The organism is Streptomyces sp. Ncost-T10-10d (genome assembly GCF_900091955.1).
GTDB lineage: Bacteria > Actinomycetota > Actinomycetes > Streptomycetales > Streptomycetaceae > Streptomyces.
Genome location: NZ_FMDF01000158.1, coordinates 1 through 18,443 on the forward strand (window position 1 = coordinate 1; position 18,443 = coordinate 18,443).

Sequence of the window (18,443 nt, forward strand, 5' to 3'; positions counted from 1 at the left end):
CACGGCAGCCTGCGCGACCCCGTGCTCGACACCATGAACTTCCTCAACGAGATCACCCAACGCCACCCCGGGGCGGTCTCCTTCGCCCCGGGCCGCCCCTACGCGGGCTTCTTCGAGACCGAGCAGCTCTTCACCCACCTGCGCCGCTATCTGGATCACCTGGCCGAGGGCGGCGCCTCACCCGACGAGGTCCGCTCGGCGCTCTTCCAATACGGCCCGACCGCCGGCCGGATCCGCGAGCTGATCGCCGACGCGCTGCGTGCGGACGAGGGCATCGATGTGCCCGCCGAGTCGATCGTGGTCACCGTCGGCGCCCAGGAAGCCATGCTGCTGGCGGTCCGGGCGCTGATCTCCGGCCCCGAGGACGTCCTGCTGGTCGCCAGCCCCGCTTACGTCGGCATCACCGGCGCGGCCCGGCTGTTCGACATCCTGCCGACGCCCGTCGAGGAGGGTCCGGAGGGCCTGCGCTGCGCCGATCTGGAGGCGGCGATCCTCACCGAGCAGGCGCGCGGACGCCGTCCCCGGGCGTTCTACGTCGTCCCGGACCACTCCAACCCGTCCGGGACGACCATGTCGCTGGAGCAGCGCCAGGGACTGCTCGACCTGGCGGACCGGTACGGCCTGCTGATCCTGGAGGACAGCCCGTACCGGATGGTCAGCCCGGGCGAGCAGCTGCCGACCCTCAAGTCGCTGGACCGCACGCGACGGGTCGTCCACCTGGGCTCTCTCTCCAAGACGCTCTTCCCCGGCGCCCGCGTGGGCTTCGTGATCGCCGACCAGGTGGTCGTCGGGGCCGACGGCTCCACCGGGCTGCTGGCGGACGAACTCACCCGGATCAAGAGCATGGTGACCGTCAACACCTCCCCGGTGAGCCAGGCGGTGGTGGCCGGCATGCTGCTCGCCGGCGGCGGGAGCGCCGCAGAGTTCAGCACCGGGGCGGCGGCGTACTACGGCGAGGCGATGCGGGTCACTCTGCGCGAGCTCGACCGGTGCTTCCCGGCGGCGGAGCGCACGCACCTCGGGGTGCGCTGGAACGAGCCGGAGGGTGGCTTCTTCCTGGCCCTGGACGTGCCGTTCCGGGCCGACGACGCGGCGCTGGAAGTCTCGGCCGAGGAGTTCGGTGTCATCTGGACGCCGATGTCCTACTTCCACCCGGGCGGGGGCGGCGAGCACACTCTGCGGCTGTCCGTCAGCTATCTGACGCACGATCAGATCTCGGACGGTGTCGAGCGGCTGGCGCGCTTCGTGCGCTCGCGGGCCGGTGGCTGACCCGTCCGCGCACCGAAAGCGTGTGGGGCCCGCCGGAACCGGCGGGCCCCACACGCTTTCGGTGCGCGGATCAGCCGTAGCGCCTCATCTCGTGGAAGAAGCCGGGGACGGTCAGCAGTGTGCCGGCCGCGTTCACCTCGTCGTAGACGTACTTGGCGACGGCCAGGTCGAGCACGCCCAGGCCGAACGGCGAGAACACCACAGGGCGGTCGGCCGGGGGAGTGGTGCGTCCCTCCAGCAGGTCGTACAGGGTGCCGGCGACGAAGTCCCGGTTGCCGGTGCGCTGCTCCGCCAGGTGCGGCGAGGTGTTGGCCTTCAGACAGTGGTCGATGTCGTCGACCAGGTTGTAGGAGGCGAGGACGACCTCCGGGGAGAGGTCGCGCAGCGAGACGTGCAGGACCAGCGGGTTGTGGGCGAACAGAGCCGGGTCGAGCAGGTGCGGCTCGCCCGCCACCGTGGCCAGCACGATCAGATCCGAGGCGGCGATCAGTGACTCGGCGCTGTCGTGGATCGTCACCGCACCGGCCTCGCTGCGGGTCAGGTACTCCTCGAATCCCTCCGCGTGCTCCCGCGCGAGGTCGAACACCCCGACCTCGTCGAAGGCCAGGCCGTTGGCCACCAGGTAGGTGTGCAGATAGCGGGCTATCAGCCCTACCCCGATGAAGCCGACCCGGCGCGGTGTCACCCCGCGCCGGTCGGCGATCGTCACCGCCGCAAGGGCCGCGGAGGCCGCGGTACGCGAGGCGCTGATGACGGAGCTCTCCAGGCAGGCCAGCGGGTAGCCGGTCGCGGTGTCGTTGAGGATGACGACCGCGGAGGCCCGCGGGATTCCGGTGGCGACATTCTCCGGGAACGAGGAGATCCACTTGATGCCGTGCACGTCCACCTCGCCACCGACCGATGCGGGCAGCGCGATGATGCGCGAGGAGGGGCGTTCGGGGAACCGCAGGAAGTACGAGTCCGGGTTCACCGTGAGGCCCTCGCCGTGCAGGCGGTACGCCCGCTCGACCATCGCGGTGACCTGCTTCTCGCGACCGCGCAGGGTGTCGACGACCTGCTCGCCGGAGATGACGGAGAATGAAGGGGCCTGGGTCATGGGTGTGGGCTCCAGAGGGAATCGGTGGACAGTACGGACGGGCCGAAGTGCTCGTGCAGCCAGCCCTCGTCGTAGACGGAGGTCAGGTAGCGCTCGCCGAGGTCGGGGGAGATCGCGACCGCGACGGGCTCCTCGCCCGGGTACTTCTCGCCCAGCCAGCGGGCGGCGCCGCTCACCACCGTCCCGGTGGACCCGCCGAGCACGAAGCCCCGGGCGGCCATGGCATGGCAGGCGCGGATGGTCTCCGGCTCGGAGACGTGCACGACGTCGTCGATCCACGCCTCGTCGAGCAGCTGCGGGCGGGTGCTGGTGCCCAGGCCCGGGACGACCCGGCGCTCCGGAAGACCGCCGAAGGTGACCGAGCCGACGGCGTCGACGGCCACGACCGTGACGGGCAGCCGGTGCTCCTTGAAGTAGCGCGCACAGCCCATCAGGGTGCCCGTGGTGCCCGCACCGACGAAGAGGATGTCCAGATCCGGGAAAGTGCGGGCGATGGTCGGAGCCGTGTGCTCGTAGTGCGCCCGCCAATTGTTGGGATTGGTGTACTGGTTGAGCCATACATAGCGGTCATTCGACGCGCACAGGTCGCGGACGTACTGGATCCGGCTGTGGAGGTAACCGAGGTTGGAGTCCTGGGTCGAGATCACCTGGACCTCCGCGCCCAGCGAGCGCATCAGCCGCTGGGTGGTGACATTGCACCGAGGGTCGGTCACGCAGATGAAACGGTATCCCCGGTCGGCCGAGATGATGGCCAGGGCGACGCCCAGATTTCCCGAGGACGATTCGACCAGCACCGAGTCAGGACCGATCAAGCCCTCCCGCTCGGCGGCGTCGACCATCTCGGTGGCGGCCTTCAGCTTGATGGACCCCGCGAAGTTGAACCCCTCGCATTTCAGGAACAACGGAGTGCCGTGCACCCCGCGCAGATCCAGGTACAGATCCTCGACATTGAATTGATGGGGGGAGCTGATAATGGGCATGGTGCCGGACACCTCGGCGGGAAGGTAATGGATGGGAAAGCGGTCGGCAAAGAGGGCCCGACAGCCTGCGTCAAGAAATATGCGTTGACCTGCCCGACGCTCAACTGCCGTCAGTCGAGCGCGAATCCGCATTGTTTTCCGTCGGGCGATGAAAGCGATACCCGATCGTCCCCGGCATCGATTACCGTACTTCAAGGAAACAGGCCCGGCAAGATCCGGCTATTTCCCGAACAGTCGATAGTGGATATCGGCGCCGATCACAAGGAGCGGATTCATGACGATCGTGGACGGCCTGCTCGACCTCGCCGAACTCCCGGAACTGGCGATCTCCCCGGGGGAACTCGCCCGCGCCCGTGAGCTGGCAGTGAGCCGCGACCAGGCGGTCGACCTCGCGGACGCGGTGATCACCCGGGTGGAGCGCTTCGCCCGGGACGGCGACCGGCCGGCCGTCCGGGATGCCCACGGCCGCCTCGGATACGCCGAACTGGCCCTGGAGGCTCGTCGGCTGGCGACCCTGATGGAGCGTTCGGGCGTCACCCCCGGCTCGGTCGTCGCGGTCGGCGGCGAACGCGGCACCGCTGTCGTCGCCGCCTTCCTGGCCGCCGAACTCCTCGGCGCGCTCTACCTGCCCGCCGACGGCAACTGGCCCGCCCGCCGCGTCGCGGACGTCCTCGGGCAGGCCGAGGCCGTCCTGCTGGTCGCCACCGACCCGGAGACCGTCGCGCCCTCGCTCACTGAGGGGGCCGCCGAGGCCGGAGTCCCCGTCGTCCGCGCTGCCGAGGCCGTCGGCTGTGACTCGTGGCAGGGACCGGCGCGGCTGAGTTCCCCCGATCAGCCCCGGTACGTACTGTTCACCTCCGGCTCCACCGGCCGGCCCAAGGGGGCCGTGGTGGAGCACCAGGGCATGCTCAACCACCTTCACGCCAAGATCGTCGACCTCGGGCTCACCGAGCACGACGTCGTCGCCCAGACCGCCCCGCTCGGCTTCGACATCTCCATCTGGCAGATGCTCTGCCCGCTGGTCGTCGGCGGCGAGGTCAGCGTGGTCGCCGACGAGACCGCCCACGACTCGGTGGCCTTCGCCCGGCTCGTCGACGAACACCGCGTCACCGTCGTCGAGTTGGTGCCCACCATGGTCCGCCTGCTGCTGGACGACCTGGCCGGCGACCCGGCGGCCGGTCGGCCGGCGGGCCTGCGCTGGATGCTCGCCACCGGCGAAGAGCTGCCGACCGAGGTCGCCCGGCGCTGGCTGCGCGAGATGCCCCAGGCCGGACTGATGAACGCCTACGGGCCCACCGAGTGCTCCGACGACGTCACCCACCACACCGTGCTCCCCGCCGACCTCGGCCTCCTGCGCCTGCCGATCGGCATCCCGGTCGTCAACACCCAGCTCTATGTGCTGCGCCGGGAGGACGACGGCTGGCATGCCTGCGAGACCGGTGAGACCGGCGAGCTGTTCGTCGGCGGGGTCTGCGTCGGGCGTGGTTACGTCGGCGACCACGACCGGACCCGGGACGCGTTCTTCCGCGACCCGTTCCGTGGGACGCCGACGGGTCGGCTCTACCGGACCGGTGACGCGGTGACGGTCCTGCCTCAGGGCGCGCTGCAGTACCTCGGCCGGGTCGACCGCCAGGTCAAGATCGCGGGCGTGCGGATGGAGCTCGGCGAGATCGAGGCGGTTCTCCAACGCCACCCCGCCGTCGGTGCGGTCGCCGTGGTCGTGCACGACTTCGCCCGCTGACGCCGGCTCGCGGCCGGGCCCCCGCCCGGCCGTTCAACTGGCGCGCCGTCTCAGTTGGCCGGGGTCGGCGGACCCCGGCCGATAGCGGGCCCCCGCCCCGGGCGCGACGAAAGGTGCCGCCCACCGGTTCCCGGACCGGTGGGCGGCACCCTTCGTCGTGGCGCCGGACCGCCTCAGCGCGGCTCCGGGCCGAGCACGGCTTCCTCCAGCGGGTCGTGCTGCGCGAACTGCGTACGGTACAGGTCGGCGTACAGGCCGCCGCCGGCCAGCAGTTCATCGTGCGTCCCGCGCTCGCGGATCCGTCCGGCCTCCACGACGAGGATCTGGTCGGCCTCGCGGATCGTGGAGAGCCGGTGGGCGATCACCAGCGAGGTGCGCCCGGCGAGCGCGGTACGCAGGGCGCGCTGGATCGCCGCCTCCGCCTCCGAGTCGAGATGGGCGGTGGCCTCGTCCAGGATGACCACCGGCGGCGCCTTGAGCAGCAGCCGGGCCAGTGCGATCCGCTGCTTCTCCCCGCCGGACAGCCGGTAGCCGCGGTCGCCGACGACGGTGTCCAGCCCGTCCGGGAGCGTGCGGACGGTGTCCCAGATCAGCGCGGCCTCGCACGCCTCGACCAGCTCCCGCTCGCTCGCCCCCGGGCGGGCATACTCCAGGTTGGCCCGCAGGGTGTCGTGGAACAGATGCGCGTCCTGGGTGACCACGCCGATCGCGTCGTGCAGCGACTGCAGGGTCAGTTCGCGTATGTCGTGGCCGTCGAGGCGCACGGTGCCCTCGGTGGGGTCGTAGAGCCGGGGCAGCAGCTGGGTGATGGTGGTCTTCCCCGCGCCGGAGGGGCCGACCAGCGCGGTCAGCTGCCCGGCCGGGACCTCGAAGCTCAACTCCCGCAGGGTCCACGGTTCCTGCGCGGCGTCGGTGCGGCGGGCGGCCGGGTGCCCCAGTGAGGCCAGGGAGTCCTGGCCGCCGCCCGGGTAGCGGAAGGACACCTTGTCGAAGCTGAAGGCCGGCGCTCCGGCCGAGCCCCGGTCGTCGCGCAGCCCGGCGAGATCCCGGGCGTCGGGGCGCTGCGCGACGTTCGGCTCCAGGTCCAGGATCTCGAAGACCCGGTCGAAGCTGACCAGGGCCGTCATGGCGCTCGCCTGGAGGCTGGACAACTGGTCGACCGGGCCGTAGAGCCGCATCAGCAGGGCGACCAAGGCCACCAGCGTGCCCAGTTCCAGCGATCCGTCGATGGTCAGGACCCCACCCAGCCCGTAGACCAGGGCGGTGGTGATTGCGGTGAGCACGGTGCCCACGACGCCGAGGACGCGGCTGTGGACGACCACCGAGACGGCTATGTCCCGCACCCGGCCGGCCTTACGGGCGAACAGGTTCGACTCATCCTCCGCACGGCCGTACAACTTGGCGAGCACCGCGCCCGCGACGTTGAAGCGCTCGCTCATCAGCGCGCTCATCTCGCCGTCGAGTTCCATCCGCTCCCGGGTGATCCGCTGAAGCCGGCGCCCGATCAGCCGGGCAGGCAGCAGGAAGAGGGGGATCATCATCAGCGCCGCGACGGTGATCTGCCAGGACAGGTAGAACATCGCCGCCAGGAGCAGGCCCAGCGACAGGACGATGGACAGCAACTGCGACAGCAGGCCGGTCACCGCCTGCCGGGCCCCGACCACGTCGGTGTTCAGCCTGCTGACCAGAGCGCCGGTCTGAGTGCGGGTGAAGAACGCCAGCGACTGCCGCTGGATGTGGGCGAAGACCTTGTTGCGCAGGTCGTAGACGACGCCCTCGCCGATCCGCCCCGAGCACCAGGCCTGGACGTACATCGCGCCGCCCTCGATCAGGGCCAGACCCGCGACCGCCAGGCACAGCCACACCACGGTGTCGGTGCGCCCGGGCAGGATGCCGTCGTCGATGACCTTCTTGAGCACCAGCGGGCCGGCCGCGGTGACCACCGCGTCGACCACGGTGGCGAGCAGCAGCAGAGCCATGCTCCATGGGTAGCTCAGGGCGTACGGGACGATCCGCCGGATGGTGCCCTTCCCGATCCGCCCGCCGGGTGGCCCGTCCTCGTCCGATGTCCTGGCCCGGCGGTGTACCGGGCCCTTGTTGCTTGCCATGCCGGAACCAACTCCGCACTCGTGAGGGGCCGTCAGTACTTGTCGAGGAACTCGATGACTGCCGCGTTGACCGCGTCGGGGTTCTCCAGGTTCCCGAGGTGGCCGCAGTCGGGGATCTCGACGAAGTCGCAGCCGGGGATGGCGCCCGCCACCTCGGCGACCAGGTGCGGCGGGCAGATGAGGTCGTCGCCGAAGGCGATCGCGCGGCACGGCACGGAGACCGCGCGCAGGGCCTCGCGGCGGTCGCCCGCGGTGTCCACCGCCTGCTGCCCGGGGGCGCTCCCGTCCCCCGTCAGCTCGAAGATCTCCAGCCACCCGGAGGCAGACGCGTCGTCGTTCAGCGTCGCGGGGGAGAGCATCTCCAGTACTGTGCGCACCGCCCGGTACTTCGGCGGCAGGCTGATCCCGGCGGCGGTCAGCTCGCGCTCCGCGGCCAGCAGCATCCGGCGGGTGGCGTCCGAGCGGGCCTTGGTCGCCATGAGGACGGCGCAGCGCACCAGGTCCGGCCGGGCGAGCGCCAGCTCCTGGGCGATCAGGGCACCCATGGACGTCCCGACGATCCGGCAGGGTCCGATGCCGAGGGCCTCGATCAGCCCGAGGGTGTCGGCGGTCAGGTCGGCGAGCGAGTAGTCGCCGGGCGGGGCGTCCGAGGGGGCGATGCCGCGGTTGTCGAAGACGATGGTCTCGTAGCCCGCCCGGTGGAGAGCGGGCGTCTGGTGCATCGTCCACACGCGGCCGGCGGCCCCCGAGCCCATGATGAGAAGCACCGGCTCCCCGCGGCCCGAACGCTGGTAGGAGAGCCGGATCCCGTTGACGCTCACGAACGGCATCGCGCTGCTCCTTCGCTGAGGGTGGGCATGGGCAAGACGGCCTCCTGTGGCTCGAAGGAGAGGTGGTCCGGGGCGGGCGGTCCGCAGCCGGGATGGAGTGCGGCCCCGCACTCCTGGTCCGGGGCGGCCGGTGCCGACGGGGCACGGCGCGCCGCTCACGCGGCGTGGCAGCATTCCACGATGGCATCGGGCCGGTACGCCGATCAAGGTCGACCGGGCTGCCCGTGGCCTCGTTCAACCGGCGCGCGGGTTCAGTTGAACAGCCGTGCGGGGCGGGCGTCTCGCGTCGGTTGACGGGTCGGCGCGGCATGGGGCCATAGTGGGTCCGTACGGAGCCCGGCAACGCGCCGGACGGCCACCGACGGTGGGGCGAGGACCGGAGATCCGCCCCGGCCAACGCGCGCCATCGATGCGAATCACCTCATGTACCCAAGAAAGGACGGCGTGGTGACGAATCCGTTCGACGATCCCGATGCCGAGTACCTGGTCCTGGTCAACGACGAGGGCCAGCACTCGCTGTGGCCCGTCTTCGTCGACGTGCCCGACGGCTGGACCTCGGTGTTCGGCAAGGCGGGGCGTCAGGAGTGCCTCGACTACATCGAGAAGTCCTGGACCGACATGCGGCCGAAGAGCCTGATCGAGGCCATGGCGGCGCAGAACTAGCCCGTCGTGCCGATGCCGTCGGCCATCACCTGATGGCCGACGGCATCGGCACGACGGGCTGTCACGGTTCGACGGCGGACTCAGTCGGAGGGTGAGACCAGGCCCATCTCGTAGGCCAGGATGACCAGTTGGATGCGGTCCCGGGCGCCGAGCTTGGCGAGCAGCCGGGCTACGTGCGACTTCGCCGTCGCGGTACTGATGAACAGGTCCTGGGCGATCTCCGTGTTCGACCGGCCTGCCCCGACCAGGGTGAGCACCTCGCGCTCCCGCTTGGTGATGCCCTCCACCGGGCGCGTGGTCCGCGCGGCGGCCGGCGCCGGCTGACAGACGAAGTCGGAGATGAGCCGGCGGGTGATGCTCGGGGCGAGCAGTGACTCCCCGGCGGCCACCACCCGGATCGCCGCCAGGATCTCCTCCAGCGCCATGTACTTCATCGCGAAGCCGCTGGCGCCGGCCCGCAGCGCGCCGTAGACGTAGTCGTCCTCGTCGAAGGTGGTGAGGATCAGCACGCGCGTGGCGGTGGGGCCGTCGGTGATCAGGCGGGTGGCCTCGATGCCGTCCATGCCGGGCATCCGGATGTCCATCACCACCACGTCGGGGTGCAGCTCCTCGGTCAGCTTCACGGCCTCCGCCCCGTGGCCGGCCTCGCCGACGACCGTCAGATCGGGGCTGTCGGCGATGAGGACCCGGAGCCCCGAGCGCACCAGAGGCTGGTCGTCGACCAGCAGGACGCGTACGGGCGCGCCGTCGCCCGCCCCCCTGCCGTCGCCGTTCACCGGGCTTCCGCCCCGGCCGACTCGGTCAGCGGCAGGGTGGCCGTCACCTGGAACCCCCGCTCGGGGCGCGGGCCGGCGCTGAAGCGCCCGTGCAGCAGGTTGACCCGCTCGCGCATCCCGGTGATGCCGAACCCGGACCTGTCGGCCCGGCCGTCGGTCGCCGGTCCCTGGCCGTCGTCGACGATCTCCACGGACAGGCCCTCCTTCGCGTAGTCGATGGCCACCCGGCACTCCCGCGTGCCCGCGTGGCGCACCACGTTGGTCACCGCCTCCTGCACGATACGGTAGGCGGCCAGGTCGACGTCGGCGGGCAGCGGCCGCGGCTCCCCGGTGCGGTGTACGTCGACGCGGATGCCGGCCTCGGCGGATGTCGCGACCAGCCGGTCGAGTTCGGCGAGACCGGGCGCGGGGGCCTGCGCCCGCCCCGACGCGGTCTCGGAATCGGCCTCCCGCAGGGCGATCAAAGTACGACGCAGGCTCGCCAGGGTCTCCCGACTGGTGGACTCGACGACCCGTAGCGCCTCCCGGGCCTCCGTGGGCTGGGTCTCGATGACCCGGGCGCCCACGCCGGCCTGGATCGCGATGATGCCGATGCTGTGCGCGACGACGTCGTGCAACTCGCGGGCGATCCGCAGCCGTTCGGCGGTGACCGCCTCGGCTACCTCCCGGCCGCGCAGCGCGGCCGCGTGCTCACGGCGCTCGCGTGCGAGCAGTCCGGCCGCGCAGCAGGTGGTGATCGCCAGCAGGGCGATCGCACCGGTGAGGATCAGGTCGTCCGGCCCCTGTGTCAGGGCCCCGATGGCCGTGAACTGCAGGACGGCGGACACGGCGATGGCAAGGACCGACGGCCGGCGTGTGCCGGTGGCGACCATGCGGCCGAGGACCACGTCGGCCGCGAGGAAGGCGAGGAAACGGCCTGGGCCGCGGTCGTCGCTGAACACCGCCACTGTGGTGGCCCCGGTGAGCGTCAGGGCGAGTGCCGCCCCCGACCTGCGACGGGCGAGACCCACCAGCAGGACGGCGGCGAGGAGCACGCCGAGGGCCCGCAGCGCGACGGGTGCCCGCGGTGCCCCGCCCACCAGCACCACGACCACGGCCGGGTAGAGCACGGGTCCGGCCCAGCTCATCGGCCTGCGAGCGGTCATGGGCGGTGCCCGCCCCGCGTGCGGCGCCCGTGCGGCGAGGCGGCGGTCGGTGGCCGGGAGGGTGTGGTGACGTCCATGGGGCGACACTAACCGGAGGCCGTCCGGCCCGGCGTCAGCCCGCTGGCGGCATCCCTCAGGCGGACGCTGTCACTCCGATTGCCGTCCGCGGGTCGATGCGTCCGGCCGGCTCCGCAGCGCACAGTGGATGACGTGATCGAAGTCAATGAACTCACCAAGCGATACGGCGACAAGACCGCCGTCGACCGGCTGTCCTTCACCGTCCGGCCCGGGGCGGTCACCGGCTTCCTGGGGCCCAACGGGGCCGGCAAGTCGACCACGCTGCGGATGATCCTCGGCCTGGACCGGCCGACCGGCGGCACCGCGACCGTCGGCGGCGTCCCGTTCCGGGAACACGCCCGGGGACTGCACCACGTGGGGGCGCTGCTGGACGCCGGCCAGGTCCACGGAGGACGTACCGCCGCGGCGCACCTGTCCGCGCTGGCCCGGACCAACGGCATCGCGCCGCGCCGGGTGCACGAGGTGCTGGAGGAGGTGGGCCTCGAGGACGCCGCCCGCCGCCGGGTCGGGGGGTTCTCGCTCGGGATGAAGCAGCGGCTCGGGGTCGCCGCCGCGCTGCTCGGCGACCCGCCGGTGCTGATCTTCGACGAGCCGATCAACGGGATGGACCCGGAGGGCGTGCACTGGGTGCGTGGGCTCTTCCGCCGCCTGGCCGCCGAGGGTCGTACGGTGTTCCTCTCCAGCCATCTGATGTCGGAGATGGAGAATACCGCCGACCATCTGGTGGTCATCGGCCGGGGCCGGCTGGTGGCGGCCGAGCCGCTCAAGGACTTCGCCGCCCGCAGCCTTTCCGCCCAGGTCCTGGTGGGGACGGACCAGGACGCCGAGTTGACGGAGGTGCTGACGGCCAAGGGCGCGTCGGTCGAGCCGGCCGGGGTCGGACGGTTCACGGTGACCGGCATGCCGGCCGTCCGGATCGGGGCGCTGGCCGCCGAGTACCGGATCGCTCTGAACGAACTGACCACCCGCGCCGCCTCGCTGGAGGAGGCGTTCATCCAGGTGACCGCCGACAGTGTTGAGTACCGGACAGGAGAATCCCGATGACCGCTGCCGTTTCCGTGCCCCCGGTGATCCCGTCCGCGGGGGTGTCCGACGGGTTGCCGCCCGTGCGTTTCCGCGATCTGGTCGCCGCCGAGTGGATCAAGATGCGCTCACTGCGCTCCACCCCGTGGGCGCTCGGGTTCATCACCGTGTTCGTCATCGTGTGCGCCGCCGGGGCGTCCTACTCGGACTACCGGAACTTTCCGGGCATGGACCCCGAGACCCAGCAGGCGAGGCAGTTCGCCCTGCACGACGCGTTCCCGTCCACCGGATACCTGTCCTTGATGCTGGTGGCCGGAAGCCTCGGGGCCATCGCGGTGGTCAGCGAGTACAGCAGCGGGATGATCCGGACCTCGACCGTGGCTGTTCCGGCCCGAAGCTCGCTGGTGATGGCCAAGGTCACCACCGTCACCGTGCTGTGGACAGTGCTCGGCACGGTCATGACGCTCGGCTCGTACGGGGTCTCGCAGCTCATCCTGGGCGCCCGGGATGTGTGGCTCCCGCTCGACCGCCCCGGCACGGTGCAGGCCCTGGTGGCGTCTGCGCTGCTGGCGCCGGTCAGTGCGCTGATCGGGCTGGGGCTGGGTTTCCTGATCCGCCACAGCGCCATTACCATGGTCACGACAACTTCGGTTCTGCTCTTGCTGCCGAGCTTCTTCGCGACAAACAAGCCGTGGTCGGCCGCCGTCAACCATGCGATGCCGGTCAGCGCGTGGCAGGGGCTCACCCAGACCTGGGGGTCGCCGGCCGAGCTTCCGGCCGACCGCTACGCGCCGGTGGCCGAGGCATGGGCCATGTACGCGGTCTGGCCGCTGATCGCGGTCGTCCTCTCGCTTCTCGTCGTACAGCGCCGCGACGTGTGAGGGGACGGCCCCCTGTGCCACGGCTGCGCACGTCCATCCCGGGGCCGCGCCCGCCCGTGCGGTGCGAGACGTTCAACCGGTGCGCTGCGGCAGTTGAACGGCCGGCCCGTCCCTCCATGGCGACGTCACTCGGACATTGCCCGAAAAGGGCGACAGGGACGCCGTGGATGGCGGGCCGTTCGTTCTCGCAGGCCGGCGCCGTACTTGCCGATCGAGGCGGTCCGCAGGCCGGCCGGACCGGGCGACAGTGGCTGCTGCCGCCACCGTGGCGCACATGAACCAAAGAGGTGCCGCCCATCGTGAGCGAGGAACGACCGCACCCCGGAGCCCAGTTGCGGATCACCGATGCTGAAGGCCTGCGGCCTCAGCGCGTTCGCCACCGGCACCAAGAACAAGCCGGTCGTCGCCCTGGAACTGCGGCACCGTCAATGCGCCGGAGCGGAGAACCGCATCCGGGCCGCGCGGACCGCCGGCCTGCGCGACCTGCCCCTCCCACGACACCGTGCAGAACCAGATCTGGCTGGAAATCGTCGAGCCCGGCCTGTGGACCTGGCGGCCCTGGACGCCCATGCGCGCTGACCGGCAAGCCCAGGCTCCGGGAGCATCGCCGCCTGCGGCTCCGCCTGTTCTCCGCCAGTTCTCCGCTCGTTCTCCGCCGCCGTCCGACGTCGACACCTGGGACTCGCCCGGCACCGGCCCTGGACCGTCGCGATCACCGCCGCGGCCGAATGGCCGCGCGCCCTTCGAGATCCGGCTGACTGGCAGATACGCCCCTCCCGACTGCCTGACCGGCCTGCCGGAGCAGCGGAACTCGGCTCCCATCCACGCGACAGCCGGGTCCACGCCATGCCCTCGACCGATCCCGAAACACCGAAACGGCCGACTGCGCAATCCGGCGGGCCGTCACGAAGTCGAGGCTAATCGGCCAGATCGAAAGGCCGTCTCGACATTGCTGTCCCCCAGGGGTGACCATGGGGACGGGTGTTCGGAAGTGACTCAAGTGACTCATGGGGTTAGGGGAGGCTCGACTTACCTCACCGCTGTCGACCCGTCAGCAGCGGTTACTGACTGCTGTCCGGTTGCGGGGAGTTCGTGCACCAGGCCCCCCGGTGACCGCCGACGGCGCACGTGCTCCTCCATGACGAGCGCGGTCTTCCGGCCCCACGCCGATGGGTTCTTGCGACAGCCGGATTCCGGTCTATCCGATGGGGGAAGACGAATATGAGTCGGTCCAGTATCGACGGAATGGGTTATGCACGATTCGATTCGATAATTGATATGGGCCTTTCCGTCGAGGCCATGGAGATTCCTGGACAAGGCATCGTGTCCCTTCCGATTGCGTCGCTCATCCCCGGGGAGACGCCCAGACTGGGAGGGCAGGACGCGGAACACGTGGCCCGGTTGGCGGAGCTGGACGAGCCGCTTCCCCCGATCCTCGTGGACCGCCGCACCATGCGAGTCATCGACGGGATGCACCGTCTGCTGGCCGCGTGTCTGAAAGGCCACCGGACGATCGAGGCGGCACTCTTCGACGGCACCCCGGAGGAGGCGTTCCTCCGCGCGGTCGAGGCGAATGTCACGCACGGCCTCCCCCTCTCCCAGGAAGACCGCCGGGCCGCGGCCGCGCGGATCGTCGCGGCCCACCCGCAGATGTCCGACCGAGCCATCGCCCGGGCCTCCGGCCTGGGTGCGAAGGCGGTCGCCGCGATCCGTCGCTCCTCTGCCAATGGAGGCGCCCAACTAGCCGTCAGGATCGGACGGGACGGCAAGGTCCGGCCGCTGAACAGCGCCGAGGGTCGGCGGCGGGCCGCCGAGCTGATCGCCGAGAACCCGCAGGCCTCGCTGCGCGAGGTCGCGCGTCGTGCGGGCATCTCGCCGGCCACCGTCAGCGACGTCCGCAGGAGACTGCTCTCCGGGGAGTTGCCGGTCACCGAGCGCCGCCCCGACGCCGACGCCCAGGACCTCGGCGACCCGGACACCGGTGGGATCGACGGGGCCGACGAGGCCGCCCCGGCGGCCGACCGCCAGCGGGCGGTGCGCAAGGTGCGCCTGGTGCAGCCCGACCCGGTCGCCCTGATCGAGAAGCTGCTGCGGGACCCCTCCCTGCGTCACAAGGAGGAGGGGCGCCATCTGCTGCGCCTGCTCCAGCAGAACGCGCTCGGCGACCAGGCGTGGTTCAAGCTGGCCGCCGTAGTGCCCTCGCACTGCCGGGATCTCGTGGTCGACCTCGCGCGCCAATGCGCCGAGACCTGGATGGAGTTCGCCCGGGAGCTGGACGAGCGCTCGTGCACCGCCGAGCACCGGACGGCCGGTTAGCGGAGCGCCGACGGGCACCCGTGCGCCGGTGTTCAACTGCGGCGCGACGCGGTTGAACACCGGCGCACAGCCGACGGGGCCGTGCTGCGCCCGCCGATTCGCTGCAGGAGCGGGTGCGGCTGCAGGTCCTCCTGAGGCGCATTGGCCGAGGTAGGGGCGTGGCAGGGGAAGGTGCCGGGTGCCATCTTCGCGGCCCCGGCCGGCGCAGCCGGACCGGATCGCCGAGCGCCTTGAACATCGCGGCCGTCCGTACGGCCTCCTCGGCGGTCAGGGCGCGCTCGGTCATCGGCGGGCAGCACGGCACGACCACGCCGCCTCGACCCGGTCGACGAGGTCATCGTCCTGACCGGCTTCCGCCCCGACACCGAGATCCTGTCCGAACTGCGTCTCGGCCTCGACGAGCGCCTCCAGGCCCCGGTGGATCTGGCCCCGCTCATCGACCCCAACCAGCACTCCTGCGGCACGGTCTACCCGCACGGTGCCAAGGAATTGGCCCACCCGGAGCAGGACGTGTACGTCGTCGGCATGAAGTCCTACGGCCGCGCCCCGACTTTCCTCGCCATGACCGGCTACGAGCAGGTCCGCTCCGTCGCTGCCGCACTTGCAGGAGACAACGAGGCGGCCGAGCGTGTCGAACTGACTCTGCCCGAGACCGGTGTCTGCGGCGGCGCGGGACTGTTCGACGCCCCGAACGTCGCCCGGTCCGAGGGCGATGGTGGAGGTTGCTGCGCCACTTCGAGCGTGCTCCGGATCGGCTTCGGCGCCCCTGCAGCCACCTCCGGCGGCTGCTGACCGCCAACCGTGTCCAGCGCCCCGGACGGCGCGGCCGTGACCGGAGACGCACCCCGGTCACGGCCACGTGCCGCACTCGTGGCCGGCGTGCGCCGGCAGACCGCCGATTCCTTGTGCCGGTGGGTTGTTGAACCGTGCTGGTTACTGCTGAGGAACCTCAGATGTTCCGCAAAGATCTCCAAGATCCATTGCTGATGACGCCGCCCGTTGCCAGAGTGCCAGCAACTACCCTCGCCCGAGGCCCTCGGAGGCTTGATGATCGCCCGCCGTGCCCTGGTGTCTGCCGTGTCAGCGGCAGCCCTCGCTCTCCCCCTGCTCGTCCCCACCGCCGCCGCCGGATCATCCCCGGCCGTCGACGCCGCGGCACCCTCCGGCTCCCGGCTCCGGCCGCCGCCCGAACAGGCCGTCGCCACCGGCAACGGGGGCGCGGTCTCCAGTGTGAACCCGTACGCCTCGCAGGCCGGCATCGAGGTGCTCCGGCGCGGCGGCAACGCGGTGGACGCGGCGGTGGCGACCGCGGCCGCGCTCGGCGTGGTCGAGCCGTACTCGGCCGGCGTAGGAGGCGGCGGTTACTTCGTGTACTACGACGCCGCCAAGAAGAAGGTGCACACCATCGACGGCCGCGAGACGGCCCCGGCCCGGATGCGCTCCGACTCCTTCGTCGACCCGTCCACGGGCCAAGCCATCCCGTTCCAGGAAGCGGTCAACTCCGGCCTGTCGGTGGGTGTTCCGGGTACCCCGGCGACCTGGCAGAAGGCCCTGGACGACTGGGGCACGGTCTCGCTCGGGCGCGCACTGCGCCCGGCCACCCGGATCGCCGACGACGGCTTCGTGGTGAACGACGAATTCCGCGCCCAGACGGCGATGAACGAAGCACGCTTCCGGGACATCACCTCGACCTCCGAACTGTTCCTGCCGCACGGTGAACTCCCCGTGGTCGGCACCCGCTTCCGCAACCCCGACCTCGCCCGTACGTACCGGGAACTGTCCCACGAGGGCGTGGACGCGCTCTACCGCGGCGACATCGGGCGTGATGTGGTGCGCACCGCGCAGAACCCGCCGGTGGCCGCCGGCTCCGACCGTACGTTCCGGCCCGGACTCATGGAGCGGAGCGACCTCGCGAACTACGGGGTGGTGCGCCGGGACCCGACCCGCACCACCTACCACGGGCTGGACGTCTACTCCATGGCGCCGTCCTCCTCCGGAGGCACGACAGTCGGCGAAGCGCTCAACATCCTGGAGAACTTCCCTCTGTCGTCCGCCGACCGGGTCCAGGCGCTGCACCACTACCTGGAGGCCAGCCGGATCGCCTTCGCCGACCGCAACCGCTGGGTGGGTGACCCCGCCTTCTCGGACGTGCCCACGCGGGCGCTGCTGTCCAAGAATTTCGCGAAGGATCGAGCCTGCCTGATCCGGCCCGACGCGACCCTGACCAGCCCGTTGGCCCCGGCGGACCCGCGCGGCGCGACAACGGGCTGCGCCCGGGGGACAGGCAGCCAGGAGCCTTACGAGGGACCCTCGACGACCCATCTGGTGACCGCAGACCGCTGGGGCAATGTGGTCTCGTACACCCTGACGATCGAGCAGACCGGCGGCTCGGCCATCACTGTGCCCGGACGTGGTTTCCTGCTCAACAATGAGCTCACCGACTTCGACTTCACCCCGCTCACCCCCGGGGTACCCGACCCGAATCTGCCGGCGCCGGGCAAGCGCCCGCGCAGCAGCATGTCGCCGACGATCGTGCTGCAGGACGGCAAGCCATTGATCGCGCTCGGTTCGCCGGGTGGCGCGACCATCATCACCACGGTGCTCCAGACCCTCGTCAACCGTCTCGACCTGGGCATGTCGCTGCCCGATGCGGTCGCCGCTCCGCGGATCTCGCAGCGGAACCGGACCACGACCGAAGCCGAACCCGCCTTCCTCGACTCACCCGAGCGCACCGCGCTGGAAGGCCTCGGCCAGCACTTCGTCCTGGCTCCACAGACCTTCACCCCCTCCCCTGAGATCGGAGCGGTGGCCGCACTGGAGTTCCGGCGCGACGGGAAGGTCACGGCGGTCGCCGAACCCAAGCGGCGAGGCGGCGGCTCGGCCATGGTGGTGAACGAGAGCCGCTGACCCGGCTAGGGGCACATCAACCGGCCTCGTGGAACGCCTCGGCGCGGCACGCCCGAGGCCGGCACGATCGCCACGGTCGGTTTCTCGTCCGACCGGCTTCTGGCCCCTGTTCGACGCCGTAGCCGTAGGACAACGATCACAGCGCGCAGTACTGCCACGTTGATCGTCGGCACCGGTTCAGCCCTCCCGTCGGGCAACGGCCGACCGTGCTCGACCGCTGCGGACGGACGAATCGGCCGCTCGCGATCCCGAACTGGGAAGCCTCGTATCTCAGTTGCTCGGAGTCGGCGGCACAGTGTTCTCCTGGCCGGATTACCGGGGATCACCCGTCGAGCGCCAGGGGATCCGTCGCCCGGACACATCAAGAGCAGGCCGGACACATCAAAAACAGGTTGGGGCCGCCATGGGACGGGGCGGCCCCAACCGTCCGACAACCGGTGGTGCTGCCGGCCGGGGAAGGTGCGGATCCGGTGCTGGAACCACCCTGCCGGGGCCGCCGATTTGGCGCTCTGGATGTGATGCCACCCATAGGAGCTGTGTCACATCCTAAGGCGGGTAGTAGGGCCTGGGGTCGCCCGAACAGCACGCAAGTGCCGCAGAGTATGTCATTTCGGACATTGCTCCGATGTC

13 protein-coding genes and 3 pseudogenes are annotated in these 18,443 nt (G+C 71.0%); 9 read left to right on the top strand and 7 right to left on the bottom strand.

The genetic code is table 11. The annotated features are described in order from the left end of the window. The coding region (locus GA0115254_RS28720; RefSeq protein ID WP_256102832.1) for an aminotransferase-like domain-containing protein at positions 1–1,269 on the top strand (1,269 nt) is incomplete at its 5' end. 70 nt (positions 1,270–1,339) lie between these two features. Here the strand turns inward: GA0115254_RS28720 and sbnB are convergent. Together sbnB and sbnA are read right to left on the bottom strand one after the other, a co-directional pair. Beyond that, positions 1,340–2,365, bottom strand: coding sequence for a 2,3-diaminopropionate biosynthesis protein SbnB (sbnB, locus tag GA0115254_RS28725; protein WP_093898194.1), 1,026 nt, complete (start codon positions 2,363–2,365; stop codon positions 1,340–1,342). After that, a complete protein-coding gene (sbnA, locus tag GA0115254_RS28730; protein ID WP_093898195.1) occupies positions 2,362–3,345 on the bottom strand; it encodes a 2,3-diaminopropionate biosynthesis protein SbnA in 984 nt (327 codons plus the stop codon). Before sbnA ends, sbnB begins: the two co-directional genes overlap by 4 nt. Before the next feature lie 274 nt (positions 3,346–3,619). On the opposite strand from sbnA, the gene GA0115254_RS28735 reads away from it, so the two are divergent. After that, positions 3,620–5,086: an amino acid adenylation domain-containing protein gene (locus GA0115254_RS28735; protein ID WP_093898196.1), complete on the top strand. Its 1,467-nt coding sequence runs from the start codon at positions 3,620–3,622 to the stop codon at positions 5,084–5,086. Positions 5,087–5,259: 173 nt separating this feature from the next. Here GA0115254_RS28735 and GA0115254_RS28740 read toward each other — a convergent pair whose 3' ends face one another. Both GA0115254_RS28740 and GA0115254_RS28745 read right to left on the bottom strand, forming a co-directional pair. Next, the gene (locus GA0115254_RS28740) at positions 5,260–7,194 is read right to left on the bottom strand and encodes an ABC transporter ATP-binding protein (RefSeq protein WP_093898197.1); all 1,935 of its coding nucleotides are present in this window, start codon (positions 7,192–7,194) and stop codon (positions 5,260–5,262) included. 32 nt (positions 7,195–7,226) lie between these two features. After that, positions 7,227–8,024: an alpha/beta fold hydrolase gene (locus GA0115254_RS28745; RefSeq protein ID WP_093898198.1), complete on the bottom strand. Its 798-nt coding sequence runs from the start codon at positions 8,022–8,024 to the stop codon at positions 7,227–7,229. Between the two features lie 447 nt (positions 8,025–8,471). Between GA0115254_RS28745 and GA0115254_RS28750 the strand changes: the two genes are divergently transcribed. Further along, positions 8,472–8,687: an MbtH family protein gene (locus tag GA0115254_RS28750; protein ID WP_093898199.1), complete on the top strand. Its 216-nt coding sequence runs from the start codon at positions 8,472–8,474 to the stop codon at positions 8,685–8,687. Between the two features lie 80 nt (positions 8,688–8,767). Here GA0115254_RS28750 and GA0115254_RS28755 read toward each other — a convergent pair whose 3' ends face one another. Next, a complete protein-coding gene (locus GA0115254_RS28755; protein ID WP_093898200.1) occupies positions 8,768–9,463 on the bottom strand; it encodes a response regulator in 696 nt (231 codons plus the stop codon). Then, positions 9,460–10,608 carry a sensor histidine kinase gene (locus GA0115254_RS28760; RefSeq protein ID WP_093898201.1) on the bottom strand — a complete coding sequence of 383 codons (1,149 nt, stop codon included), beginning with the start codon at positions 10,606–10,608 and terminating at the stop codon, positions 9,460–9,462. Before GA0115254_RS28760 ends, GA0115254_RS28755 begins: the two co-directional genes overlap by 4 nt. A gap of 210 nt (positions 10,609–10,818) precedes the next feature. On the opposite strand from GA0115254_RS28760, the gene GA0115254_RS28765 reads away from it, so the two are divergent. The 4 genes and pseudogenes from GA0115254_RS28765 to GA0115254_RS28780 all read left to right on the top strand — a co-directional run bounded on the left by GA0115254_RS28765 (position 10,819) and on the right by GA0115254_RS28780 (position 14,906). Then, positions 10,819–11,730 (top strand): ABC transporter ATP-binding protein, encoded by a 912-nt coding sequence (locus GA0115254_RS28765; protein WP_176740333.1) that lies wholly within the window; start codon positions 10,819–10,821, stop codon positions 11,728–11,730. Then, the gene (locus GA0115254_RS28770) at positions 11,727–12,590 is read left to right on the top strand and encodes an ABC transporter permease (protein WP_093898203.1); all 864 of its coding nucleotides are present in this window, start codon (positions 11,727–11,729) and stop codon (positions 12,588–12,590) included. The genes GA0115254_RS28765 and GA0115254_RS28770 overlap by 4 nt, the downstream gene beginning before the upstream one ends. Before the next feature lie 296 nt (positions 12,591–12,886). Next, a pseudogene (locus GA0115254_RS46655) lies at positions 12,887–13,343 on the top strand (transposase); the annotation flags it as partial. 639 nt (positions 13,344–13,982) lie between these two features. Next, the gene (locus GA0115254_RS28780) at positions 13,983–14,906 is read left to right on the top strand and encodes a ParB and winged helix-turn-helix domain-containing protein (RefSeq protein ID WP_256102833.1); all 924 of its coding nucleotides are present in this window, start codon (positions 13,983–13,985) and stop codon (positions 14,904–14,906) included. A gap of 202 nt (positions 14,907–15,108) precedes the next feature. Here GA0115254_RS28780 and GA0115254_RS46660 read toward each other — a convergent pair. Then, positions 15,109–15,192, bottom strand: a pseudogene (locus GA0115254_RS46660) (transcriptional regulator); the annotation flags it as partial. A 23-nt stretch (positions 15,193–15,215) separates the two neighbouring features. Here GA0115254_RS46660 and GA0115254_RS28790 point away from each other — a divergent pair. After that, positions 15,216–15,698, top strand: a pseudogene (locus GA0115254_RS28790) (flavoprotein); the annotation flags it as partial. A gap of 255 nt (positions 15,699–15,953) precedes the next feature. Further along, complete coding sequence (gene ggt, locus GA0115254_RS28795) at positions 15,954–17,813, top strand: gamma-glutamyltransferase (RefSeq protein WP_093898205.1); 1,860 nt, start codon at positions 15,954–15,956, stop codon at positions 17,811–17,813. The last annotated feature ends 630 nt before the right edge of the window (positions 17,814–18,443 follow it).